The following is a 20,313-nucleotide window of genomic DNA, read 5'->3' on the forward strand; positions in this document are numbered from 1 at the left end:
CTAGGAGTAAGAATCGATAGCAAAGCAATACTATCGATCTAATGCATCCTTAATTTTCTGATCAGTTTTATACTGGCTTAGTGCATACACTGACCAAATAGCGGCAGGAATCCAACCGACAATTGTGATCTGTAAAATCAAACAGATAATGCCGGCAATTGGACGACCAATAGTGAAAAACTGTAACCAAGGTATAAGCAAAGCTAAAATTAAACGCATGATAATTTCCAAATATTTACGGTAGCTTGAAGGTAATTGCTACTGCGTACGTCTGTATTTAAACGATTATTAACTTTAAAAAGCTTACAGTTCAATACGTCCGGCAGACAGCTCATCTTCTGTTGCATCTCTGATGTCCATAATTTCCACATCAAAATTGAGTTCAAGACCGGCAAAAGGATGATTCGCATCAACCGTCACCTCCTCTTCATCAATTTTGGTAATTGAGACAAGCTGAAGATCACCCTGCTCATCCTCCATCTGACAAACCATGCCTTCAGCTAATTCAGTGAACCCCTCGAAAGACGCACGCTCAACCAATGAGACTTTGTCTTCATCACGCAGCCCATAGCCTTGCTCAGGTGACACCTTAATCTTGAATTTATCACCGACACTATGACCCAACATGGCCTGTTCTAAACCCGGCACAATGTTTTTATGTCCATGTAGATAAGGCAAAGGTTCGCCCCCACGGGAGCCATCTAATACTTCGCCATCAGCATTAACCAAGGCATAATGAAACTTAACAACTTTATTATTCGCAATCTTCATACATTCTCCGACTTAAAGCTTAAGCTGCTGAGCCATCCAGCAACCTAAGGCTTCGATCTCTTCCATCACGACTTCATGCCCCATAGGGTAAGTAGTCCATAACGCGTTATAATTCATGTCCTTTAATGTGGTCAGCGCTTGCTCGCCAAGCGCAAGCTGAACAACTTCATCTCGCTCACCATGAGCAACCCAAATAGGAATTTGATAATTACTCGATTGGCGCTGTAGTTTAATTTCCTCAGCTGTCGCCATATAAGTAGACAAAGCAACTAAACCAGCCAAGGATTTGGGATATGTTAAAGCGGCATGATAGGCAACAGCACCACCTTGTGAAAAACCGGCTAAAAGAATCTTATCCGCAGGAATGCCTTCAGCAATCTGCTCATCGATCAGGCGCTGTATCCTCTCGCTAGATGCAATCAATGTAGGCTTATCCACTTTACGGCCTACATTCATTTCTAAAATATCGTACCATGCCCGCATCGGTGCTCCGCCATTAACCGTTACAGGCATCACCTCTGCATGGGGAAATAAAAAACGTACCGCACTCGATTTAGGGAGCTTTAAGTAAGGTATTATCGGTTCAAAATCGTAGCCATCGGCACCCAATCCATGCAACCAAATAATACAAGCACTAGGCGTAGATTCTGGTTCAACGCGAACTAATGTCGCTTCAGTTTCGCTACTCATGGTTGCAACCTCTGTATCTGCCAACCGCTCTCGGTCAGATTAAATTGAAAACGATCATGTAGTCGACTTTCTCGACCTTGCCAAAACTCAAACCGCGTAGGTTTTAAAATATATCCTCCCCACTCTTCAGGATGAGGGATCTGTCCATCTTGGTGTTGTTGCTCTAAACGCTGCACAGCCAGCTCTAATTCTTCTCTACTGGCAATAGGATGGCTTTGACAAGAAGCCGCTGCGCTTAAACGGCTTCCAAGAGGACGTTCCTCAAAGTATTTCTTTCCCTGAGAAAGCGATAGTTTTTCTACTCTGCCTTGAATTCGGACCTGTCGCTCTAAACCGTACCAGTAAAACATCAATTCCGCTTGAGGGTTTTCCGCTAGGTCAGCGCCCTTCTGGCTGCGATAGTCCGTGTACCAGGCAAACCCCTCTTCACCAAAATGTTTTAACAATACGATACGTGCTGAGGGCATACCCGATGAATTAGCCGTCGCTAAGGTCATGGAAGTGGCATCATCAGGTGTGACTGAGAGTGCTGTATCCATCCATTCAGAAAACTGAACTAGAGGGTCTATATTTAATCCTGCTTCACTGAGAGGGGCAGCTATATATTCTCGACGGGTAGTGGTGAGATCACCTTTCGCTTTCATAAATATGTCTCAAGTTAATGTCTATGTTCAGTAAAAAATAAAGCGAACTATATCATTAAGGACCGCAGCAAATAAGAGCGATAAAAATAGCCACCAGCCCGTTTAATCATTCCGAGTAGATAGGGCAAGCTCAGTCCTTACACCTTCATACAAAGGTTGTCTGCTCTGGCCAGCCAAACTTTTTATATTCAAACATACACGCATGTTTATATGTTCTTATTCCTTGTTAGCTTGTACCTTATTCAACATTACCTATATAGTTGCTATTGTCACCCGCTACGCATCATTAAGGGAATTTATGCGTTTTATTTTGGTTATTATTTCGTTATTTCTAATTACTGGCTGTTTAGATAAAAATGCAAAGCCGTTCGAGGTCAAAAACTTAGCTAAATCTGACATCGATATGGTTGCAGACGTTAATATCAAAGAATGGCATAAACTGACAAAAGAACTCACGATCAAACTCTACAAACGTAACCCAAAGGAGCTTAGGAAAGTTGAAGGCATGACCCTTAGCATGCGTTTAGAGCAGCTTTTCCCAACAGAACGACTTCCCAATGGGTTCGCTGAACTTAATTACTCTGATGGCATTACAGCGGTGCCTTTAGCCTTCTCTGATGAGTTTGAAGGTGATCGTGTCTTTGCGTTAATGGCGGGCATTACAGGCATGCTTCATGCCGCTTATGATGGGAAGAAAGAGATTTTTATCTTAGACGATCTAGACCAACAGAAGCTTTATAACTCAGCACGCAACCTCGAATCTATCGCTTGGCATCTGAATAACCGCAAAGACCCATCTGGGCAACTCTATATATTAAGTAACGGCATCTCATCAGAAGGAATCAGCAATTACAGCTACGAGAGAATCCTAGGTAAACTTATAGGTATTCAAGATCTTATGGCGGATATTATTGCAGATAAAACTAGCCGAACGATTAACCGCGTTGTTCAAGGTGCGGCATCTATGACATTTTTACCTATTTAGCGAGTAGTAAGCATAGCGCTTTTTTACCAAGCGCTAGCCTATTATTTAGCTGAAAGGCTAAGCCTTCCACACCGATTCATGGAAAGCTTAGCTATTAGATTTTAACCCACAATGTTTGAGTGGGCTGTTAATCCTTATCTCTGAAATCTTATGGTTTTTATTCAAAAATAGGGATATATCGGCACGATCTGGCATCTCTTCCAACATATGCCGAGTCAACCTCTCGTAGTGCTGAATAAAGCTCTTGATTTGCTCTTCATTCATAATCCGCAAATGCTCGGTTGGCTGTTGAGTGTCATAAATATATTTGACTCGCTCCGCTAGCTTTTTCTCTTGTAGTGAACGCCACTCAAAAACCGCATCCATGCTCGGTACTTTTAACATAATAAGCACCTCTATCATGGAGAAAAGATCTTGATAAACACCGGATAGTTGCGCATTAACATAATCACGCCATAAACCACTGGGGTCTTTATCCCTTTCAAGCTCATTAATCGGTTCTAATAAAGCATCCGGTTTTTGCGGATCCGCACCGACACACCATCCTTCAAAGACGATAATATCAGCAGGCCCGACCCACTCTTGCCAAACCGCTGCTTGGCAACGGTCATCTGTAGATTTATCAAAAACGGGAATCTTAGTGACGGTATGCTCATCACTATTTTTTAACGAATTAAGAATCTCTATTCCCAACTCAACATCATGAGTGCCAGGCACCCCTCTTGTGCGTAATAGAGGGTGTACGGTTTCCGACAGCTCAACGCGCTCATCATAGGTTTTATAGAGATCATCTATAGAGAAACCAACAACTTTAAAATTAAAACCTTCAGTAAGAATCACTTCCAGTAAATTAAATAAGGTTGATTTTCCCGCCCCTTGCGCTCCGTTTATACCGATGACAAGCGGGCCTGTTTTCTGTCGTTTCCTACAAGCTAACCATGCTCCTAGAGGAACATAAATCGCTTCAAACATATCGACTAGCCCAATATCCACTTTCAAGGACTCAAGCGTTGAGGCAAAAGCTTTTTCTACTGCATCCACTGCATCTTTACGCTCTTGGTCACTTAAACAAAGCTGATCTTGTGGCCAACGTGTTAGTACGCTCATCTAAACTCCTTTATAGTCCGCTAAAATATAGTAGGCAGTGCTTTAATTATGTCTATGTTGTTCACGTAACCACATCTTAACTTTTTCAATCTGTGGGCGCTCCATCAAAGAGGGAACGTGCCCTATCTCAGGTATAGTGAATAACTCCAATTGATCATTCGCCTGCATGTCTCGTACCGTCTGTTCTGGCAACACATCCGATTCCTCACCCCAGATTAATAACTGAGGGATTTTAATAGCCGACCAAAAAGGCCAAAGGTCAACATCATCACTACAACTATGCTTGGCGGCTTCAGCGATCGCGGGATCATAGTGCAAGGCATATTCACCATTACTCTGTAAACGTGAGCCATACTTTGCTAGATGACGCCACTGCTTATCAGTTAGATTGTTAAATGACAGATAGGTGCTACGCATATACTGCTCAACATCCGACAAGCTTTGAAAATGCTTATCACCTAGGTATTCAGCAATACGCTGTAACGCAGTAGCTGGTACAAAAGCGCCAATATCATTCAGCACTAAATGTTTAATCGGGGAATCAGACAGGGCCGCTAAACAGATCCCGATAATCCCACCCATCGATGTCCCAACCCAATCCACAGTATCTACATTTAGACGGGCCAGTAGAGTCGTCATATCACTTAAATACTGGGGAATATCATAAGGTTGACCTGAAGGTAGCCAATCGCTTGCTCCTCGCCCAACAATATCAGGGCAGATTACTCGATATTCGCGAGACAGGGCTAAAGCCAACTCATCAAAATCACGGCTATTACGCGCTAATCCATGCACACACACAAGCACACGAGCATTATCACGACTACCCCATTCGTGATATACCATATTGTGAAATCCAGTTGCGTTTAAGCAGCGTACACTATCAGTATGCATACAAACTCCTTTTCATGGTCATAATTAATAGCACGTTAGCACAATCTAAAGCGGCAACGTGAACAATCACAATATTCGGTGGTCTTACTAACTATTCCATAAACATCGATACTAAGTACATGGTTTCAAAGATTGTAGATATACGAAACGATAAATGATCATTAATATAGGGTTCGGCTAATATTAGCCCGTTCACATAATAAACATGCTTACTGCCTGAATACGGAAATGACATGACCGAAGTGAAAGTAAAACAAAACACCCACTTAAAATGGATTCTACCTCTACTTATTATTGGGGCCGCCATTGCCGTGTTCGCTTTCCTGATGATGACCAAGCCTCAAGCACCCTCCCGCCCTACGACGGAAAAGATATGGAGCATAAGTACAGTGCCCGCAGCGTTTGGGCTCCATAAACCCGTACTTACACTTTATGGCAAAGTAGAATCCCCACGTGTCAGTAAAATAACCGCAGCAGTCACTGCATTTGTCAAAGACGTTTATACCGATGAAGGACGTGCTATTAACCCAAATGAACCTCTGGTCCAACTTGACGATAGTGATGCACAATTACTAGTACAACAGCGACAAGCTGATGTTGATAATACTATCGCTCAGATTGAGACTGAAAAGGTACGTCACAACGCCGATCTTAAATCTCTGAAAATAGAAAAGAACTTACAGCAACTACGCCTCAAAACCGTTCAACGGTATGAAAATCTAATCAAACGCAAACTAACAAGCCAAGAACTACTGGATTCAGCCCGTCGTGATTATCAACAGCAAGCTTTATCTATTGCTCAACGGGAACAATCAATAGCGGACCATCCAAATCGTTTACGTCAATTAGAATCCCAACTCATGCGTACAACGAGTCTTTTAGACGCAGCTAAACTAGACCTTTCGCGCACCAAAATCCACGCGCCTTTTAGTGGCCGAGTAGCCAGTTTAAGTGTATCCCCGGGGGATCGCGTTCGTGAAGGGGACCCTATTGTTGAGCTTTATAGCTTAGATCGCTTAGAGGTCCGTGCACAAATTCCTAACCGTATTCTTCCTTTATTGAGAAATAAAAACTCATTACAAGAGATTGCTGCCATCGGCACGATCGACAATCGCACCATTGAGCTAAATCTAGAACGTATTGCCGCGACAGTTAATAGTGGACGTGCAGGGGTTGACGTTTTTTTTAGTATAAAAAAACAGGATTATCAACCGGAGTTAGGTCGCTCTTTGGCTATTAATGTCACACTTCCTGCAACTACTGAAGTCATTCCCGTTCCCCCTACCGCGCTCTATGGTTTAAATAAGGTATATAAGGTCGTGGACGAGCGTTTAGTATCGGTTCAAGTCGAACGTATTGGGGATAGTACTGACACAGACAACAATCCCATGGTTCTAATTACCAGTCCTGACCTTCACCCAGGGGATTCTATAGTAACAACACAGCTACCCAATGCGATTACCGGTTTACGCGTTAAAGAGTTTGCCTCCCCTGAAACTGAGGGGCTAAAAGATGAGTAAGTATGAAGGTTCGCTGCAAAATATAACCGCCTCTTTCGCAACCCATAGAGTAGCTGCCAACTTATTTATGCTGCTAATGATATTGGCGGGCGCTTGGGGCATAAAAAAGCTTAATACTCAGTTCTTTCCTACCTTTGAGCTAGATGTAATAACAGTACAAGTCATCTGGAGTGGTGCCGCTGCTGAGGATATTGCCAGCTCTATTATTTTACCCATCGAAGAGGAACTTAAATCTCTTACTGGCATAGATACCCTCTATTCCACGGCTCAACAAAGCTCCGCATCTATTCGTATCGAGGTTGATGAAGACACCGACGTTGATTTTCTGTTAGATGAAGTCAAACAGAAAATAGATAGTGTTCGTAATGAATTACCTAGTGATATTGAGGAGCCTTTAGTTCAGCGTGTTATTCGCTACGAGCAAATTGCTAGCTTAATTCTTAGCAGTAAAAAAGGCACATTAGAGGAGTTACGAACCTTTGCACACCGCTTTGAACAGGAGCTTTTAGCACTAGGTATTAACAAGATAGATTTTATCGGCCTACCTGACCAACAGATCAGCATCGAGTTTCCGGCAGCTCAATTACATGAGCTGGATATGACCATGGGGCAAGTCGCTGAGAGCATAAAATTAAGAAGTTTAGATCTGCCGGCAGGCACCGCAGCGAAAGGCGATGGTTCACGGCAAATACGCAGTTTAAATCAACAACGCGATGTAGAGGGTTTTCGACAGCTTCCCATTATTACTGATAAAGACGGACGTTTAATCCGTCTAGGCGATATTGCCGAGATCTCGTTAAAAGCCAAAGACAGTCAAGTACTACTGCAATATCAAGGCGAACCTGCAGCGATGTTACAGCTTCGCCGCACAGAAACCCAAGACACCCTTAAATCTGCAGAAATCCTCAATAATTGGTTAGAAAAAACGCGCCCTACACTACCCGCTGATATACAAATGATCGCCTATGATGAACAGTGGCAACCGGTCAAACAACGTATCAACCTTCTCTTAAAAAACGGTATTAGCGGTTTAATCTTAGTTATTTGCATCCTTTTCCTATTCCTCAATGCCCGTGTCGCCTTTTGGGTCACTATTGGTATTCCGGTTTCATTTATGGCTACCTTAGCGGTACTTTATGCCATTGGTGGGAGCATTAATATGATCAGCCTATTTGGGTTGATTATGGCGTTAGGTATTATCGTTGATGATGCTATTGTTGTAGGTGAGGACACCTTGACTCATGTCCAAATGGGAGAAAGTGGATTAAACGCCGCCATTGGTGGAGCACATCGCATGCTCGCCCCTGTAATGGCCTCATCATTGACCACTATAGCCGCCTTTTTACCTTTACTAATGATTGGTGGGACTATTGGGAACATCCTTATAGATATACCCACCGTAGTCATCTGCGTTATTTTAGCCTCATTAGTTGAATGCTTTCTCATTCTACCTGGCCATCTTCACCACAGTATTAAGAACATAAAAGATTTACATCCATCCAAACTACGCGTTCGACTAGACAACGGTTTTAACAAATTTAAAGATGGACCTTTTAGGAGACTCGTTACTAAAGCGGTAGAGTTCCGCTGGACAACCATAGCAACCGCACTAGGAATGTTTATTTTAGCCATAGCACTGATTCTTGGTGGTAAGGTCAAATTCACTTTTTTCCCTGCGGTTGAACGCGACACAATGACAGCCAACGTGCAGTTCAGCGCAGGAACAGACTCAGCAACGGTAGATAAATTTGTCCGCCATTTGGATATCACCTTGCAAGAAACAGACAAAGAACTTGGTGGTGACAATATCAAAGTTGCTTTTCAGCGCTTACGTAGCGCCTCATTCTCGCGCACGTCACAATCAGGTAATAGTGGCGACGAATTTGGCTCATTATTAGTCGAATTACAGCCCGGCGACGATCGAACAATCAGTACCACTGAGTTTAACCGTGAATGGCGAAAGCGGATTATAGTCCCCGCTGGTATTGAAAAGTTCACCATTGATGTCGCGACCAGTGGGCCTCCAGGAAAGCCGATCGAGGTCAAACTCGCAGGCAATGATATCCACGATATAAAGCAAGCCTCTTTGGATCTTCAGTCACTGTTAAAAAGCTATGTAGGTTTAAGTAATATTGACGATGACCTTCCTTATGGCAAATCACAACTAATCTACGAACTAACCCCCGCCGGTAAAACCGCAGGGTTGACCTTAGATGCGGTAGGCCGCCAACTACGTGCAGCATTTGATGGTTTAGAAGTGCAAAACTTCTATCAAGGCCAAGACGAAATAGAAGTACGCATTCAGCTACCAGAAGAGGAAAGAGATCGCCTTAGTATTATTGAACAACTCCCCGTTGTACTACCGGATGGAGGCACGACACCACTGAGTAATGTTGTAAGCTTCCGAGCCAAACAAGGCTTAGATACCTTAACCCGTGTCGATGGCCAACTATCCATTAAAGTAACAGCGGATTTAGATGAAGCCATTGCTAATGCGGATGAGATCATCACCGATCTAAAATCCAACAAACTTGATCAGATACTTGCTCAGTACGGTGTTTCTGCAAGCTTCGAAGGTAAAAACAAAAGCCAGCGAGAAACCTTAGATGATATGAAACTAGGTTTAATGCTAGCTTTAACATTAATTTTCATAATCTTAGCTTGGGTGTTCTCCTCATACAGTTGGCCTATTTCTGTAATGCTTGCTATCCCTCTAGGCCTGACTGGCGCTATTCTTGGTCATGCTTTTATGGGGATGAGTATGACAATCCTGTCCCTATTTGGCTTTTTTGGTCTCTCCGGTATTGTGATCAACGACTCCATCGTATTAGTCACTTTTTATCAGGGCTTGCGCAAAAAAGGGGTCGCCATCAAAGAGGCGTTGGTTGAAGCAGCTTGTCAACGTTTACGGGCCGTACTATTAACATCACTCACCACTATAGCTGGACTCACTCCCATCTTATTTGAAACCTCGCTACAAGCGCAGTTTCTAATTCCTATGGCGGTGTCCATTGTCTTCGGCTTAGCTTACGGTACTGCGCTGATCCTGTTATTTGTCCCTGCAACCCTAACCATTATTGAATCAACACGTGGCAGATTAAATATGAAAGATCACAACACACAGGTCACAGCAGATAAGCCAGAGCTAGGAGGATAAATCTGGTTATATATCCATTAAGTTAACTGTTCAGAAATATACTGTTGAAGTAACGCTAAGGCTCTATCATCGATACTCAACAAGGACAATCCCAACTGTATACAGCCTTGGGATTGTCGACGCTGATAAACCACTCGACAATGACAGTGTAAAGGGTACTGATTCAGGCCAAAATGCAGGGATAACTCCAAAGGAGCACCATCAACCAGTGGCCGCAGTAACTCTACCTCCTTACCGCCTTCAACTAACATCCCTCCCAAACTAAGATTTATCAACCTAACGTCAATACTAGATCCAGCAAACATCTGCACTTCAGCTGGCAGATCCGTATCTATTCGAGGATAAGTTCGTCTATCCACATACATAACAATGCCTTTATAAAAGTCGAAAAAATATACTGACCTAAGTTACACATAAAACATCACCATTCAGTAACAAAAACCAACCTATATTTATCTTCATATTGCAGCATAGTGTTTTTTATAAGTTAGGCAAAAGATCTTATAAATCAAAGTTAAAATCAGTGCTCCCTATAAAGGGCAGAGAACATAGAAACCTTTTCAAAAAATAGCGCTCAATACGCGGCATTTAGTTAAACTAATATAACGTCGTCTATTCGCAGATTCGGGATAGTTAAGGTATAATTTCGCCCCTATTTTCTGTATTTCCATTTTCATCTATCGCCCACATAGGAACTCAAGGATCAGTATGAATCGCGACCTTAGCCTGCTACAGCCTTATCCTTTCGAAAAACTCACTGCACTAAAGGCAGAAGTGACTCCACCGGCTGATTTAGATCATATTGCGTTGTCTATTGGTGAGCCTAAACACCCTTCACCACCGTTTGTGCAAGAGTGTTTAATTAATAATATGGAAAAACTAGCAAACTACCCAACCACCAAAGGTTTGCCTGAACTGCGCCAAGCCATTGCCGATTGGTGCACCCGTCGTTTCAAGCTTACGGAAGGTAGTCTGAACGCAGAAGACAATGTCTTACCCGTAAATGGAACCCGTGAAGCGATTTTTGCATTTACTCAATGCGCTGTAGATCGTTCACCTGAAGCATTAGTTTTATCACCTAATCCCTTCTACCAAATCTATGAAGGTTCAGCATACCTCGCGGGTGCGAAGCCTTATTATCTGAATTGCCTAGAAGAAAATGGCTTTATTCCAGATTACGATGCAATACCTGACGACGTATGGCAGCGCTGCCAATTACTATTTATCTGCTCCCCAAGTAACCCAACGGGTGCAGTCACCGACTTAGAAACCCTGAAAAAGCTGATCAAACTTTCAGACCAGTATGACTTTATTATTGCCTCTGATGAGTGCTATTCAGAGATATATCTAAATGAAGAGCAAGCACCTGTAGGGCTTCTTCAGGCGTGCGCCGAGCTAGGTCGTGACGATTACAAAAATTGTGTAGTTATGCACAGCCTATCTAAACGCTCAAACTTACCAGGATTGAGATCTGGCTTTATTGCTGGAGATACAGCATTAATAACCCCTTTCCTCTCCTATCGTACTTATCATGGTTCATCTATGCCGATTCAGCATCAACTGGCATCTATAGAAGCATGGTCCGATGAAGATCACGTTTTAGATAACCGAGATCAGTATCGACACAAATTCGACGCCGTTATAAAAATCTTAGAACCAGTAATGGATGTAAAAAAACCAGAAGCCAGCTTCTACTTATGGGCAAAAACACCGATTGCCGATGATAAATTTGCACAAGGCCTATTTGCATCACAAAACGTTACTGTACTACCTGGCAGCTATCTATCTAGAACAACTGACAACATAGTACCCGGCGCAGGCTATGTACGTATGGCCTTAGTTGCAACAATGGATGAATGCGTCGAAGCAGCACAACGTATTCGTAGCTATATTGAAGCACTATAAAAGGTAGGCAATTGATGATTACGATGTACGGCATACCTAACTGCGACACGATCAAAAAAGCGCGTAAATGGCTAGAAGCCAACCAGATAGAGTACCGCTTCCATGATTACCGAAAAGATGGTTTAGACGAAACCCAATTAAAAAACTGGGTATCAGAATTAGGTTGGGAAACTTTACTTAATAAGCGTGGCACTACATGGCGCCAACAACCTGAAGAGATAAAAAACACGATTAATGAAGCATCAGCTATTAGCTTGATGCTTGAATACCCTGCCATGATAAAACGACCGTTAATTGATACAGGAAGCGTTCGCTTGGTAGGTTTTAAAGATACAGAATATTCCGCTCTGTTTGACATATAAGTCACAGAAATAACGAATTTAAAAATTTTAAGAATCGGAGATCAACATGGCTAATTTTGCATTCGGCTTAGGTGTAGGAACAAAATCCTCAGCGGGCGAACTACTAGAAGTTTATTACAACGCACCCCTACTTAACGCTGATGATGCCATCGTAAATGCAGTTGCAGAAAAAATAGGCTATCAAGGTGGTAATGCTGCAATTGAAATTAAAGAATCTCAACTTAAAGATCTTGAAGCAGCCTTTTTATCAGTGAATGCAGAAGCACAAGCGGAAGTTGTCGAGATTTTAGAAGGTACAAGCCAAGCATTGGTTTTATGTATTCTGGAAACCGATGAAGCACCTTCTTCAACCGCTGAAGCTTACTTAAAACTAACCCTACTTTCACACCGTCTAGTGCAACCACACGCTATTAATTTAACCGGTATTTTCGGTCTACTACCGAACGTTGCATGGACAAACGAAGGCGCGATCTCTTTAGATGACCTACCAAAGCGTCAACTTGCAGCCCGCGCCCAAGGTCGTATTTTAAGTGTTACCTCTGTAGATAAATTCCCTAAAATGACAGATTACGTTGTACCAACAGGTATTCGTATTGGCGATGCTATCCGTGTTCGTTTAGGCGCTCACGTAGGTGAAGGCACAACGGTCATGCATGAAGGTTTCGTGAACTTCAATGCAGGCACACTAGGCGTCAGCATGATTGAAGGCCGTATCTCTGCAGGTGTTGTAGTAGGCAACGGTTCCGATCTTGGCGGCGGCTGTTCTACTATGGGTACACTTTCTGGCGGTAACAATGTTGTGATCTCTGTGGGTGAAAACTGCCTACTAGGCGCAAATGCTGGCCTAGGCTTACCTATGGGCGATCGCTGCACCTTAGAAGCGGGCCTTTATGTCACAGCAGGCTCTAAAGTCACTATCCTTGATGACCAAAATAACGAAGTCAGCACAGTGAAAGCTGCTGAACTAGCAGGTAAGCCTGATCTATTGTTCCGTCGTAACTCTCAAAATGGCCGCATTGAAGTTAAAACCAACAAATCTGCCATCGAGTTGAACGAAGAGCTGCATAAGCACAACTAATAAACCCGGTCATTCAATCACTGATTGTATAAACAATCTAAACTGATAGATGACAGTGGTTAAGCGGTAATATTTAGAAGTGCGCCATAGGCGCACTTCTTATTACTAGCACTAAATTTTAAAAGGCTACACGGATCACAATTATGACCCAGAAACTTTCAGCAACAATCGAACTTGCCAAAGACCTCATTAACCGCCGCTCAGTAACACCGGAGGATGCAGGCTGCCAAGATATGATGATTGAGCGATTAGAAGCGCTAGGGTTTAAAATTGAACGTCTACCTTTTGAAGATGTGAAAAACTTCTGGGCACGACGCGGCGATTCCGGCCCAGTATTCTGTTTTGCTGGCCACACTGATGTTGTACCTTCAGGTCCAGAAGAACGTTGGGAGTTTCCGCCATTCGAAGCAACTATAGAACAAGGTATGCTTTGTGGCCGAGGCGCTGCCGACATGAAAGGCAGTATCGCTGCTTTTATGACTGCACTTGAACGCTTTATTGAACATCACCCTGATCATCAAGGCTCTATCGCATTACTGATTACCAGTGATGAAGAAGGTCCTTGGATCAACGGTACTACTCGCGTTATTGACCATTTAGAAGCGCGTAATGAAAAAATAAAATGGTGCATCGTTGGCGAACCATCCAGCACCACTCATGTCGGCGATACAATTAAAAATGGCCGTCGCGGCTCTTTAGGCGCTACCCTGAAAGTTCGTGGCGTACAAGGTCATGTAGCCTATCCCCATTTAGTTAAAAACCCTATTCACATGGCCGCTCCTGCACTCGCAGCATTGGCCTCTGAAGTATGGGATGAGGGAAATGACTTTTTCCCACCAACTAGTTTCCAAATATCAAACATTAATGGCGGTACAGGTGTTACTAATGTTGTACCTGGGCATGTCGACATTATGTTTAACTTCCGCTTTTCCACGGAAGTTACCGCTGATGAACTAAAAACACGTGTTGGTAACATCCTTGATAGCCACAATTTAGAATGGGATATAGATTGGGTGCTTTCCGGCAATCCTTTCTTAACCGCCGAAGGGGACTTAGTAGAAGCCTGCCAACAGGCCATTTCAGCCGTTACAGGCACTAAAACAGAGCTATCTACATCAGGTGGTACCTCTGACGGCCGCTTTATCGCCCCTACAGGCGCTCAAGTGGTTGAATTAGGCCCTATTAACGCAACCATTCATAAAGTTGATGAACGGGTTAGCTGTAAAGACTTAGACACACTGTCTGATCTCTATGAAAACATCATGGCCCATCTGCTAACTCAATCTTAAAGGTCCCGTTCAGATGCCACTCACTTGCCCTGTTTGCAAATCACTGCTCATTTTGCAGGATAAAAGCCTTCGCTGTGAAAACAACCACAGCTTTGACGCAGCTAAACAGGGCTACTGGAATCTCCTTTTAGCCCATAAAAAACGCTCAAAAGATCCAGGAGACAATCCTGAGATGGTACAAGCGCGTAGAACATTTCTTGAACTAGGGTTCTATGAGTCCTTATCCAATGAGATAAACAAGCTTGCCTTAGAAGCGCTAGATAGTGTCGATCATCCTCAGATTCTTGATATGGGCTGCGGCGAAGGTTACTACACAACACGACTACAAGATGCACTACTTCAAGCACATAAAGCCCCATCAATAACAGCACTCGATATTTCAAAGCATGCAGTGAAAGCCGCAAGTGGAAAAAGCAAAGCCATAACTTGGCTTGTAGCATCCGGCGCAGATATTCCTTTGCCTGCAGAGAGTTTAGATCTACAACTTGTGCTTTTTAGCCGTTTAATGCCTGAAGCATTTGCTAAACCAATGAAGCCCGGAAGTACCTTAATACTTGCTTGGCCAGGGGAACAGCACTTAATAGAGCTACGTCAGCTGATCTACCAAGAGATCAAAACGAGCCATTTTGATCCCATCAGTACATTGAGTGGACAGTTCGATCTCAGCCACAAGCAACAAGTTACTTACCCTTTTCAATTAGAGTCCAACAAAGAAATTACAGCCCTATTAGCCATGACCCCTCATAGTCAACGCTTGCCCCCAGAAGCTAAAGATAAAATCTGTCAGCTAAACACTCTGCCGCTTACCTTAGATGTTAATCTAGGGGTCTTCACACGGCGATGAAAAAAAAGCTTAAACATTGGCTCTATAAACGGGCTGATAACCCTAAACAAAATCTAATCCTGCTGGGCATTGGTTTTGTTGTGTTCTTTTTAGGCATGTTAATTCTAGGAGCGGCAGAATTCGTATTAAAAAGCTCCATATCGCAGGAGATTCTTGCACTCATTGGCTTGATCATCCTATCGGCTGGCATCATACTGGCAGCGATTGGCTACATAAGCCTTAGCGTTTTACGCATTATCCGTTTTATAAGCGATGACAAACATGACTAGTACACGACACCCTGATATCGAAATCTATATTAAAAACTGTTCGTTCGAAACGATTCAGGAATGGCTAGCATCACAAGCAGAAAAGATAGATTATATTTCATCCAAAGGAACAACTCACCAGCTCAACTTGCGCTTCTCCGGTAATGATGTAGAGACAATGATTCATGAGCGCGCTGCAGGAAAAGCATGGACAAGCCTCTGGTTAAAGTCTGACAAAAGCCCTTGGGCAACAGATCTTGAATGCGCTCACGCAACGGCCACCGCACTAAACACACAAGTTCGATGCATCGTTTCAAGCTGGGAAGATGGTGATGATCCTGATGAATATTGGAAGATTGAAAACGGCGTAGAAGAAAAGATTCAGTGGCAAACCTAAGGCCGGTTTTGGCTGCAATTTCGCACAAAGATTAAGCATTATTTTATCGGTCTAACGGCGTCAAATCCGTATCATGCGAATAAGTTACAACCTGATTTCGGCCACGATTTTTCGCCTCATACAGCGCATCATCTGCACGCTTCAGCAGCGTACTTAAAACATCATCTTGATCAGGATAAAAGTGCGCCTTACCTATACTAACAGTCACACCGAAAAACTCACCATTATACTCAAAACGAAGCTCTGCGACCTTCCTACGTAAGCGTTCCGCCACAAGGTAAGCGGCATCCATACTCGTTTCAGGAAGCAAGATAGCAAACTCTTCACCGCCAATACGCCCTAAACTATCGACTTCTCGCAGTTCACCATTACAAGCGTTCACAATCTCCAGCAAAACGCTATCACCAAAAGCGTGGCCACAACTATCGTTTACACGTTTAAAATAATCAACATCCAACATGATGATGGTTAACGGCAAATTGTAACGCCGGCTCATCGCACAAGCACTCTCAGCGATCTCCATAAAGCAACGCCGATTATAAGCATTAGTTAACGAATCCCTGTTCGCAAGTTCCCTCAACTCCCCATTGCTTTTTTCCAGTGCGAGCAATGCCTCTGCCAACTCACGAGTGCGCACCTGAACCTGATGACTGACTATATTATTTTGCCGCGCCAGAGCGCCAATAATTGAGAATAGCGACAGCACCAAAGCACTACCGCCTATATGTACAACAAGACCTAATATATTATTTACTCCGCCCTTATACCCTTCTTCAACGTCCCAGTAAAACCCCCAATCGGCATTCCCTGTTCGCATCTGATAATGAAAGGTTTCCACACTATTCGGCGCTTTTAAAGCACCTATCATTAAATGCTCAGCGAACGGAGTATCCATATTTTGAGAGCGATCATCCACAATTCTAAGCCTTAGCCCATTCGAAACATGGAGCACCTTTAAATCAGCAAAAAGATCACTTAAATTAATTAAAGAGAGCAAAACACCTGAGTCCCTATTGTTCTCAATACTAAAAGCGAGGACAACAGATCGAGCCCCCTGATCGGTGATGAAGATAGGACTTAAAACAACCTGAGAAGGCTTAGCTAAAACCTGCTGTACGGCTGTCGCAATGGCAGGATAGGTCATCAGATTTATATCTTTAGAAAAAAGGCCATCAGTGTCTGTACTGTAACGTACAGCGACCTCCATAGATGGGGTGTCACTATTAATAACGCTCACATAAGCCATCCCAGCCAAAGGCGTTATTGATTCAGCCTCGATCCCTTTCAACAAATCTATACCTTTAAAAAACTCCTCTTCAGTAATAAGCTCTGACCCATAAAATAGTGTTGCCATCCCCCTTAGCTGTGAATAAAAAAGAGACATCCAACTTAGACTAGTATTAGTCGCTTGATAAGTTTCCAATTTTGCCGCTTCAAGCCAATCTTGGGATGCGTGTTTATTTAAAGCGAATCCCCACCAGTTAACACCAATAAGAGAGATCAGACAAAAAATCACAAAGATAGTTAACTTTAGAGTTCTCGGTTTTTTCACTACACCTAAGCCTAATTTATATGTAGAAATTCATATAAAAATCCTATTTAAACCGATAAAAGTCAGCCACTCCCGCAACATAAGCAAGATAACTTTATCGATTATTCAAAAACCTATTCTTTACAAGGTAGCAGGCTTTTGCCGTTCCCACCAAGAATTGCAAACAGAACATAGAAAAGCCTGAGTTAAAAACTCATAGAAAAGGACAGAAAAGACATTAAATACGACGAACGGGGAAACTTAATAGCTTAGGCGGCAGCTCGAATCTGTTGTTTAGAGCTTTCAATTTCACCAATAAGTAACTGCCCTGTCGACATCAAACCGACTTTGGCATACTCATCGGACGCCTGAGCCTGCTGACGAGGTGTATGGCTATGACTATAGATGTAACCATTAACGTAAGCGAAATCTCCTACCAGCCCCTCATGCACGGCAACATTTAACCTTTCAGTTACTTGCGCATTATATAATTCGTTTGGATCTGGGTAGGTACTTTGGACTTCAGGAAGCTTAAAGTCACCGGTGCCTTCAGATATGGACTCCGGTTTAATAAGCGCTTGATTAGAATGAATCAAACTCAGCAGCATAGAGAATTGCGCACCACTACCACTCTGAACCGCTTGGCTCAAAGTAGAGGTATAGCCCTCAATTCGATTGATAATCTGCTCGGTTCGCATACTGCTCGCTAATAGGTAAAAATAAATACTGATTTCTAGTCCCAATTTTATCGACCAAAGGCTAGAATTCTTTACTATAAAATCATAAAAAATAAGGATAATTTATGGGAAGGTGGCGTCCACCACAGCCTCGCAGCTCGAAATATATTACCGCTGAAGGCTACGCTCGCTTAAATGAGGAGCTGAAATATCTATGGAAAGTAAAACGGCCTGAAATCACGCAGTCGGTAAAAGAGGCTGCAGCCCAAGGTGATCGGTCAGAAAATGCTGAATATATCTATGGGAAAAAGCAGTTACGTGAAATTGACCGTCGAGTTCGCTACCTATCAAAACGCCTCGAAGATATGGTCGTAGTCGATCGTGCACCGGAGCCATCAAAGCAAGACACGGTTTTTTTTGGGGCTTGGGTAACACTTCTGGATGAAGATGAAAATGAACGAACACACCGCATCGTAGGACCGGATGAGATTGGCATCGAAGCTGATTTTATCTCCATAGATTCACCATTGGCGCGTCTTATTTTAAAAAAGCAGCTAGGAGACGAAATTTGCCTAAAGAAACCCGATGGAAGTGAAGTCTATTACGAAATTGTAGGGATTAGATACACCCCCTAAAAGTCGGTTACGCATTTTTATTTTCATACATCCGCCGATCAGCCTCCTCAACCCAATACTCTAATGGCTGCGCGCTATCATCCATTAATACCGAGCCAATACTTACACGAATATCGTCCTTAGTTATTCGGTCGGCTACTCGCTGAGCAATTTGAGTCAGCTGTTCAAAATTACGTATCGCAACCAGCATCACAAACTCATCACCCGATAACCGAGCGGCGATATCACTCTCCCTTACCGTCTCCTCCAAGGCTTTACCTAAGCGCCTTAACGCTTGATCACCGGCTAGATGCCCATAGACATCATTAACCCTCTTAAGACCATCCATATCCATATACAGAAGCCCCAGCGACAATTCTGAGCGTTTAGCCAAGGCAATATATTGCTGAGCTACGGAATAAAACCCCCTCCGGTTATAAAGCCCAGTCAGCTCATCGGTCATAGCAAGATTGGAAATCATTTGATACTGCGATAGGATTTTAAGATCAGCCTCAATTAAATCTCTTAACTCACCCACCAGATCAACATAATCCTTTTGATAATCAGTGGCATTAAAATCCATCACGCAAATGGTGCCAAAAGGCTCTCCTGTCGGCCATTTAACAGGCAAGCCAAGGTAGGAACAAAATCCATCGTCACTCACCTCTGGATTAGTGTCCCAATAAGGGTCAGTTGACGCATCAGGAACGTAAAGCAACTCCTGCTGCTCGACAACTTTTTTACAGAAAAGATTAGTATCCGGAGGAACTGTCACGCCAGCATCATAAGGGTTCGATGCCTGACCACTTGAGATCACGACTTGGAACCCTTCTGGTGCATACTGAACAATAAAGCCTGCAGGCGCGTTAAAGACACGTGCCATAACATCAATTGTTTTTTGCCACTTAGCTAAAGGGACTGTACCTTCACTCTCATCTAACACCCACTGGTCAGGGGTAAGCATCGCCATTCCTTATAAATACAACTAGAACAACTATATGACTCGTAAATCAACAAATAGTTTATTACTTTTAAATATATAAAGAGATGCTCAATTAACAAGGTTTCTATTAGACTAAAAAAATATAACCTCGACACATAAACCAAAAAAAGCAACTAAGCGATAAGCACTATAGAAAATCCATTCTCGGGACCCAGTTACCGTAAGCATAAAAACCAGCACAAAATTAGATACTTAGTAGTGGGCCGTACAGGATGACTATTGCCCTTCGGGCCATCGTCGCAAGCTCCGATGTTTTCTTATGACTGCGTCATGCGAATCGAACCTTTAACGGTTCTCATCCTGTACTCGTGCATTTTCTACAGACATAAAAAAACCAGCACAGGGCTGGATTCTTATAAGTGGTGGGTCGTACAGGATTACTATTGCCCTTCGGGCCATCGTCGCAAGCTCCGATGTTTTCTTATGACTGCGTCATGCGAATCGAACCTTTAACGGTTCTCATCCTGTACTCGTGCATTTTCTACAGACATAAAAAAACCAGCGCAGGGCTGGATTCTTATAAGTGGTGGGTCGTACAGGATTCGAACCTGTGACCAATTGGTTAAAAGCCAACTGCTCTACCAGCTGAGCTAACGA

21 protein-coding genes and 1 other RNA gene are annotated in these 20,313 nt (G+C 43.1%); 11 read left to right on the forward strand and 11 right to left on the reverse strand.

Going from position 1 to position 20,313, the window contains the following annotated elements; all coding sequences use genetic code 11:
- Positions 1-30: 30 nt before the first annotated feature.
- From Q4492_RS13655 to pdxH, 4 genes are all read right to left on the reverse strand, one after another.
- A complete protein-coding gene (locus Q4492_RS13655) occupies positions 31-219 on the reverse strand; it encodes a YqaE/Pmp3 family membrane protein (RefSeq protein ID WP_303418968.1) in 189 nt (62 codons plus the stop codon).
- Between the two features lie 84 nt (positions 220-303).
- Positions 304-771, reverse strand: a complete 468-nt coding sequence (locus tag Q4492_RS13660; protein ID WP_303418970.1) for a peptidylprolyl isomerase — start codon at positions 769-771, stop codon at positions 304-306.
- Positions 772-783: 12 nt separating this feature from the next.
- Positions 784-1,461, reverse strand: a complete 678-nt coding sequence (locus Q4492_RS13665) for an alpha/beta hydrolase (RefSeq protein WP_303418972.1) — start codon at positions 1,459-1,461, stop codon at positions 784-786.
- Positions 1,458-2,105, reverse strand: a complete 648-nt coding sequence (gene pdxH, locus Q4492_RS13670; protein WP_067865802.1) for a pyridoxamine 5'-phosphate oxidase — start codon at positions 2,103-2,105, stop codon at positions 1,458-1,460. Before pdxH ends, Q4492_RS13665 begins: the two co-directional genes overlap by 4 nt.
- Before the next feature lie 298 nt (positions 2,106-2,403).
- Here pdxH and Q4492_RS13675 point away from each other — a divergent pair, with 298 nt between their 5' ends.
- Positions 2,404-3,090, forward strand: coding sequence for a hypothetical protein (locus Q4492_RS13675; protein WP_303418977.1), 687 nt, complete (start codon positions 2,404-2,406; stop codon positions 3,088-3,090).
- Positions 3,091-3,177: 87 nt separating this feature from the next.
- On the opposite strand, the gene Q4492_RS13680 is transcribed toward Q4492_RS13675, so the two are convergent.
- Both Q4492_RS13680 and Q4492_RS13685 read right to left on the reverse strand, forming a co-directional pair.
- A complete protein-coding gene (locus Q4492_RS13680) occupies positions 3,178-4,197 on the reverse strand; it encodes a hypothetical protein (protein WP_303418979.1) in 1,020 nt (339 codons plus the stop codon).
- A gap of 42 nt (positions 4,198-4,239) precedes the next feature.
- Positions 4,240-5,091 (reverse strand): alpha/beta fold hydrolase, encoded by an 852-nt coding sequence (locus Q4492_RS13685; RefSeq protein ID WP_303418981.1) that lies wholly within the window; start codon positions 5,089-5,091, stop codon positions 4,240-4,242.
- Positions 5,092-5,324: 233 nt separating this feature from the next.
- Between Q4492_RS13685 and Q4492_RS13690 the strand changes: the two genes are divergently transcribed.
- A complete protein-coding gene (locus tag Q4492_RS13690; protein WP_303418984.1) occupies positions 5,325-6,611 on the forward strand; it encodes an efflux RND transporter periplasmic adaptor subunit in 1,287 nt (428 codons plus the stop codon).
- Positions 6,604-9,768, forward strand: coding sequence for an efflux RND transporter permease subunit (locus Q4492_RS13695; protein ID WP_303418987.1), 3,165 nt, complete (start codon positions 6,604-6,606; stop codon positions 9,766-9,768). The genes Q4492_RS13690 and Q4492_RS13695 overlap by 8 nt, the downstream gene beginning before the upstream one ends.
- A gap of 17 nt (positions 9,769-9,785) precedes the next feature.
- Here Q4492_RS13695 and Q4492_RS13700 read toward each other — a convergent pair whose 3' ends face one another.
- Positions 9,786-10,127, reverse strand: coding sequence for a PilZ domain-containing protein (locus Q4492_RS13700; protein WP_303418990.1), 342 nt, complete (start codon positions 10,125-10,127; stop codon positions 9,786-9,788).
- A gap of 349 nt (positions 10,128-10,476) precedes the next feature.
- On the opposite strand from Q4492_RS13700, the gene dapC reads away from it, so the two are divergent.
- The 7 genes from dapC to Q4492_RS13735 all read left to right on the forward strand — a co-directional run bounded on the left by dapC (position 10,477) and on the right by Q4492_RS13735 (position 15,891).
- Positions 10,477-11,673: a succinyldiaminopimelate transaminase gene (gene dapC, locus Q4492_RS13705; RefSeq protein ID WP_303418992.1), complete on the forward strand. Its 1,197-nt coding sequence runs from the start codon at positions 10,477-10,479 to the stop codon at positions 11,671-11,673.
- Between the two features lie 14 nt (positions 11,674-11,687).
- Positions 11,688-12,035 (forward strand): ArsC family reductase, encoded by a 348-nt coding sequence (locus Q4492_RS13710; protein WP_303418995.1) that lies wholly within the window; start codon positions 11,688-11,690, stop codon positions 12,033-12,035.
- Between the two features lie 46 nt (positions 12,036-12,081).
- Entirely contained in the window at positions 12,082-13,113 is a 1,032-nt protein-coding gene (gene dapD, locus Q4492_RS13715) for a 2,3,4,5-tetrahydropyridine-2,6-dicarboxylate N-succinyltransferase (protein WP_303418998.1), read from the forward strand.
- A 143-nt stretch (positions 13,114-13,256) separates the two neighbouring features.
- On the forward strand, positions 13,257-14,402 hold the full coding sequence (gene dapE / locus Q4492_RS13720; protein WP_303419001.1) for a succinyl-diaminopimelate desuccinylase: 1,146 nt from the start codon (positions 13,257-13,259) through the stop codon (positions 14,400-14,402).
- A 13-nt stretch (positions 14,403-14,415) separates the two neighbouring features.
- Positions 14,416-15,246, forward strand: a complete 831-nt coding sequence (locus Q4492_RS13725) for a putative RNA methyltransferase (RefSeq protein WP_303419004.1) — start codon at positions 14,416-14,418, stop codon at positions 15,244-15,246.
- The gene (locus Q4492_RS13730) at positions 15,243-15,515 is read left to right on the forward strand and encodes a hypothetical protein (protein ID WP_303419008.1); all 273 of its coding nucleotides are present in this window, start codon (positions 15,243-15,245) and stop codon (positions 15,513-15,515) included. Before Q4492_RS13725 ends, Q4492_RS13730 begins: the two co-directional genes overlap by 4 nt.
- Positions 15,508-15,891: a hypothetical protein gene (locus Q4492_RS13735; protein ID WP_303419011.1), complete on the forward strand. Its 384-nt coding sequence runs from the start codon at positions 15,508-15,510 to the stop codon at positions 15,889-15,891. Before Q4492_RS13730 ends, Q4492_RS13735 begins: the two co-directional genes overlap by 8 nt.
- Before the next feature lie 43 nt (positions 15,892-15,934).
- Here Q4492_RS13735 and Q4492_RS13740 read toward each other — a convergent pair whose 3' ends face one another.
- Both Q4492_RS13740 and Q4492_RS13745 read right to left on the reverse strand, forming a co-directional pair.
- Entirely contained in the window at positions 15,935-17,443 is a 1,509-nt protein-coding gene (locus tag Q4492_RS13740; protein WP_303419013.1) for a GGDEF domain-containing protein, read from the reverse strand.
- Positions 17,444-17,691: 248 nt separating this feature from the next.
- The gene (locus Q4492_RS13745; RefSeq protein WP_303419016.1) at positions 17,692-18,120 is read right to left on the reverse strand and encodes a hypothetical protein; all 429 of its coding nucleotides are present in this window, start codon (positions 18,118-18,120) and stop codon (positions 17,692-17,694) included.
- 104 nt (positions 18,121-18,224) lie between these two features.
- Between Q4492_RS13745 and greB the strand changes: the two genes are divergently transcribed.
- The gene (greB, locus tag Q4492_RS13750; protein ID WP_303419019.1) at positions 18,225-18,734 is read left to right on the forward strand and encodes a transcription elongation factor GreB; all 510 of its coding nucleotides are present in this window, start codon (positions 18,225-18,227) and stop codon (positions 18,732-18,734) included.
- A 7-nt stretch (positions 18,735-18,741) separates the two neighbouring features.
- On the opposite strand, the gene Q4492_RS13755 is transcribed toward greB, so the two are convergent.
- Together Q4492_RS13755 and Q4492_RS13760 are read right to left on the reverse strand one after the other, a co-directional pair.
- On the reverse strand, positions 18,742-19,677 hold the full coding sequence (locus Q4492_RS13755) for a sensor domain-containing diguanylate cyclase (RefSeq protein WP_303419022.1): 936 nt from the start codon (positions 19,675-19,677) through the stop codon (positions 18,742-18,744).
- Positions 19,678-20,076: 399 nt separating this feature from the next.
- Positions 20,077-20,200, reverse strand: a non-coding RNA gene (locus tag Q4492_RS13760) — RtT sRNA.
- Between the last annotated feature and the right edge of the window lie 113 nt (positions 20,201-20,313).

Source organism: Neptuniibacter sp. 1_MG-2023, from assembly GCF_030547185.1.
Taxonomy (GTDB): Bacteria; Pseudomonadota; Gammaproteobacteria; order Pseudomonadales; family Balneatricaceae; genus Neptuniibacter.

Excerpts from the sequence above, each read along its gene's own strand:
- Q4492_RS13655 (WP_303418968.1), bottom strand. The coding sequence starts at position 219 with ATGCGTTTAATTTTAGCTTTGCTTATACCTTGGTTACAGTTTTTCACT.
- Q4492_RS13660 (WP_303418970.1), bottom strand. The coding sequence starts at position 771 with ATGAAGATTGCGAATAATAAAGTTGTTAAGTTTCATTATGCCTTGGTT.
- Q4492_RS13665 (WP_303418972.1), bottom strand. The coding sequence starts at position 1,461 with ATGAGTAGCGAAACTGAAGCGACATTAGTTCGCGTTGAACCAGAATCT.
- pdxH (WP_067865802.1), bottom strand. The coding sequence starts at position 2,105 with ATGAAAGCGAAAGGTGATCTCACCACTACCCGTCGAGAATATATAGCT.
- Q4492_RS13675 (WP_303418977.1), top strand. The coding sequence starts at position 2,404 with ATGCGTTTTATTTTGGTTATTATTTCGTTATTTCTAATTACTGGCTGT.
- Q4492_RS13680 (WP_303418979.1), bottom strand. The coding sequence starts at position 4,197 with ATGAGCGTACTAACACGTTGGCCACAAGATCAGCTTTGTTTAAGTGAC.
- Q4492_RS13685 (WP_303418981.1), bottom strand. The coding sequence starts at position 5,091 with ATGCATACTGATAGTGTACGCTGCTTAAACGCAACTGGATTTCACAAT.
- Q4492_RS13690 (WP_303418984.1), top strand. The coding sequence starts at position 5,325 with ATGACCGAAGTGAAAGTAAAACAAAACACCCACTTAAAATGGATTCTA.
- Q4492_RS13695 (WP_303418987.1), top strand. The coding sequence starts at position 6,604 with ATGAGTAAGTATGAAGGTTCGCTGCAAAATATAACCGCCTCTTTCGCA.
- dapC (WP_303418992.1), top strand. The coding sequence starts at position 10,477 with ATGAATCGCGACCTTAGCCTGCTACAGCCTTATCCTTTCGAAAAACTC.
- Q4492_RS13710 (WP_303418995.1), top strand. The coding sequence starts at position 11,688 with ATGATTACGATGTACGGCATACCTAACTGCGACACGATCAAAAAAGCG.
- dapD (WP_303418998.1), top strand. The coding sequence starts at position 12,082 with ATGGCTAATTTTGCATTCGGCTTAGGTGTAGGAACAAAATCCTCAGCG.
- dapE (WP_303419001.1), top strand. The coding sequence starts at position 13,257 with ATGACCCAGAAACTTTCAGCAACAATCGAACTTGCCAAAGACCTCATT.
- Q4492_RS13725 (WP_303419004.1), top strand. The coding sequence starts at position 14,416 with ATGCCACTCACTTGCCCTGTTTGCAAATCACTGCTCATTTTGCAGGAT.
- Q4492_RS13730 (WP_303419008.1), top strand. The coding sequence starts at position 15,243 with ATGAAAAAAAAGCTTAAACATTGGCTCTATAAACGGGCTGATAACCCT.
- Q4492_RS13735 (WP_303419011.1), top strand. The coding sequence starts at position 15,508 with ATGACTAGTACACGACACCCTGATATCGAAATCTATATTAAAAACTGT.
- Q4492_RS13745 (WP_303419016.1), bottom strand. The coding sequence starts at position 18,120 with ATGCGAACCGAGCAGATTATCAATCGAATTGAGGGCTATACCTCTACT.
- greB (WP_303419019.1), top strand. The coding sequence starts at position 18,225 with ATGGGAAGGTGGCGTCCACCACAGCCTCGCAGCTCGAAATATATTACC.
- Q4492_RS13755 (WP_303419022.1), bottom strand. The coding sequence starts at position 19,677 with ATGCTTACCCCTGACCAGTGGGTGTTAGATGAGAGTGAAGGTACAGTC.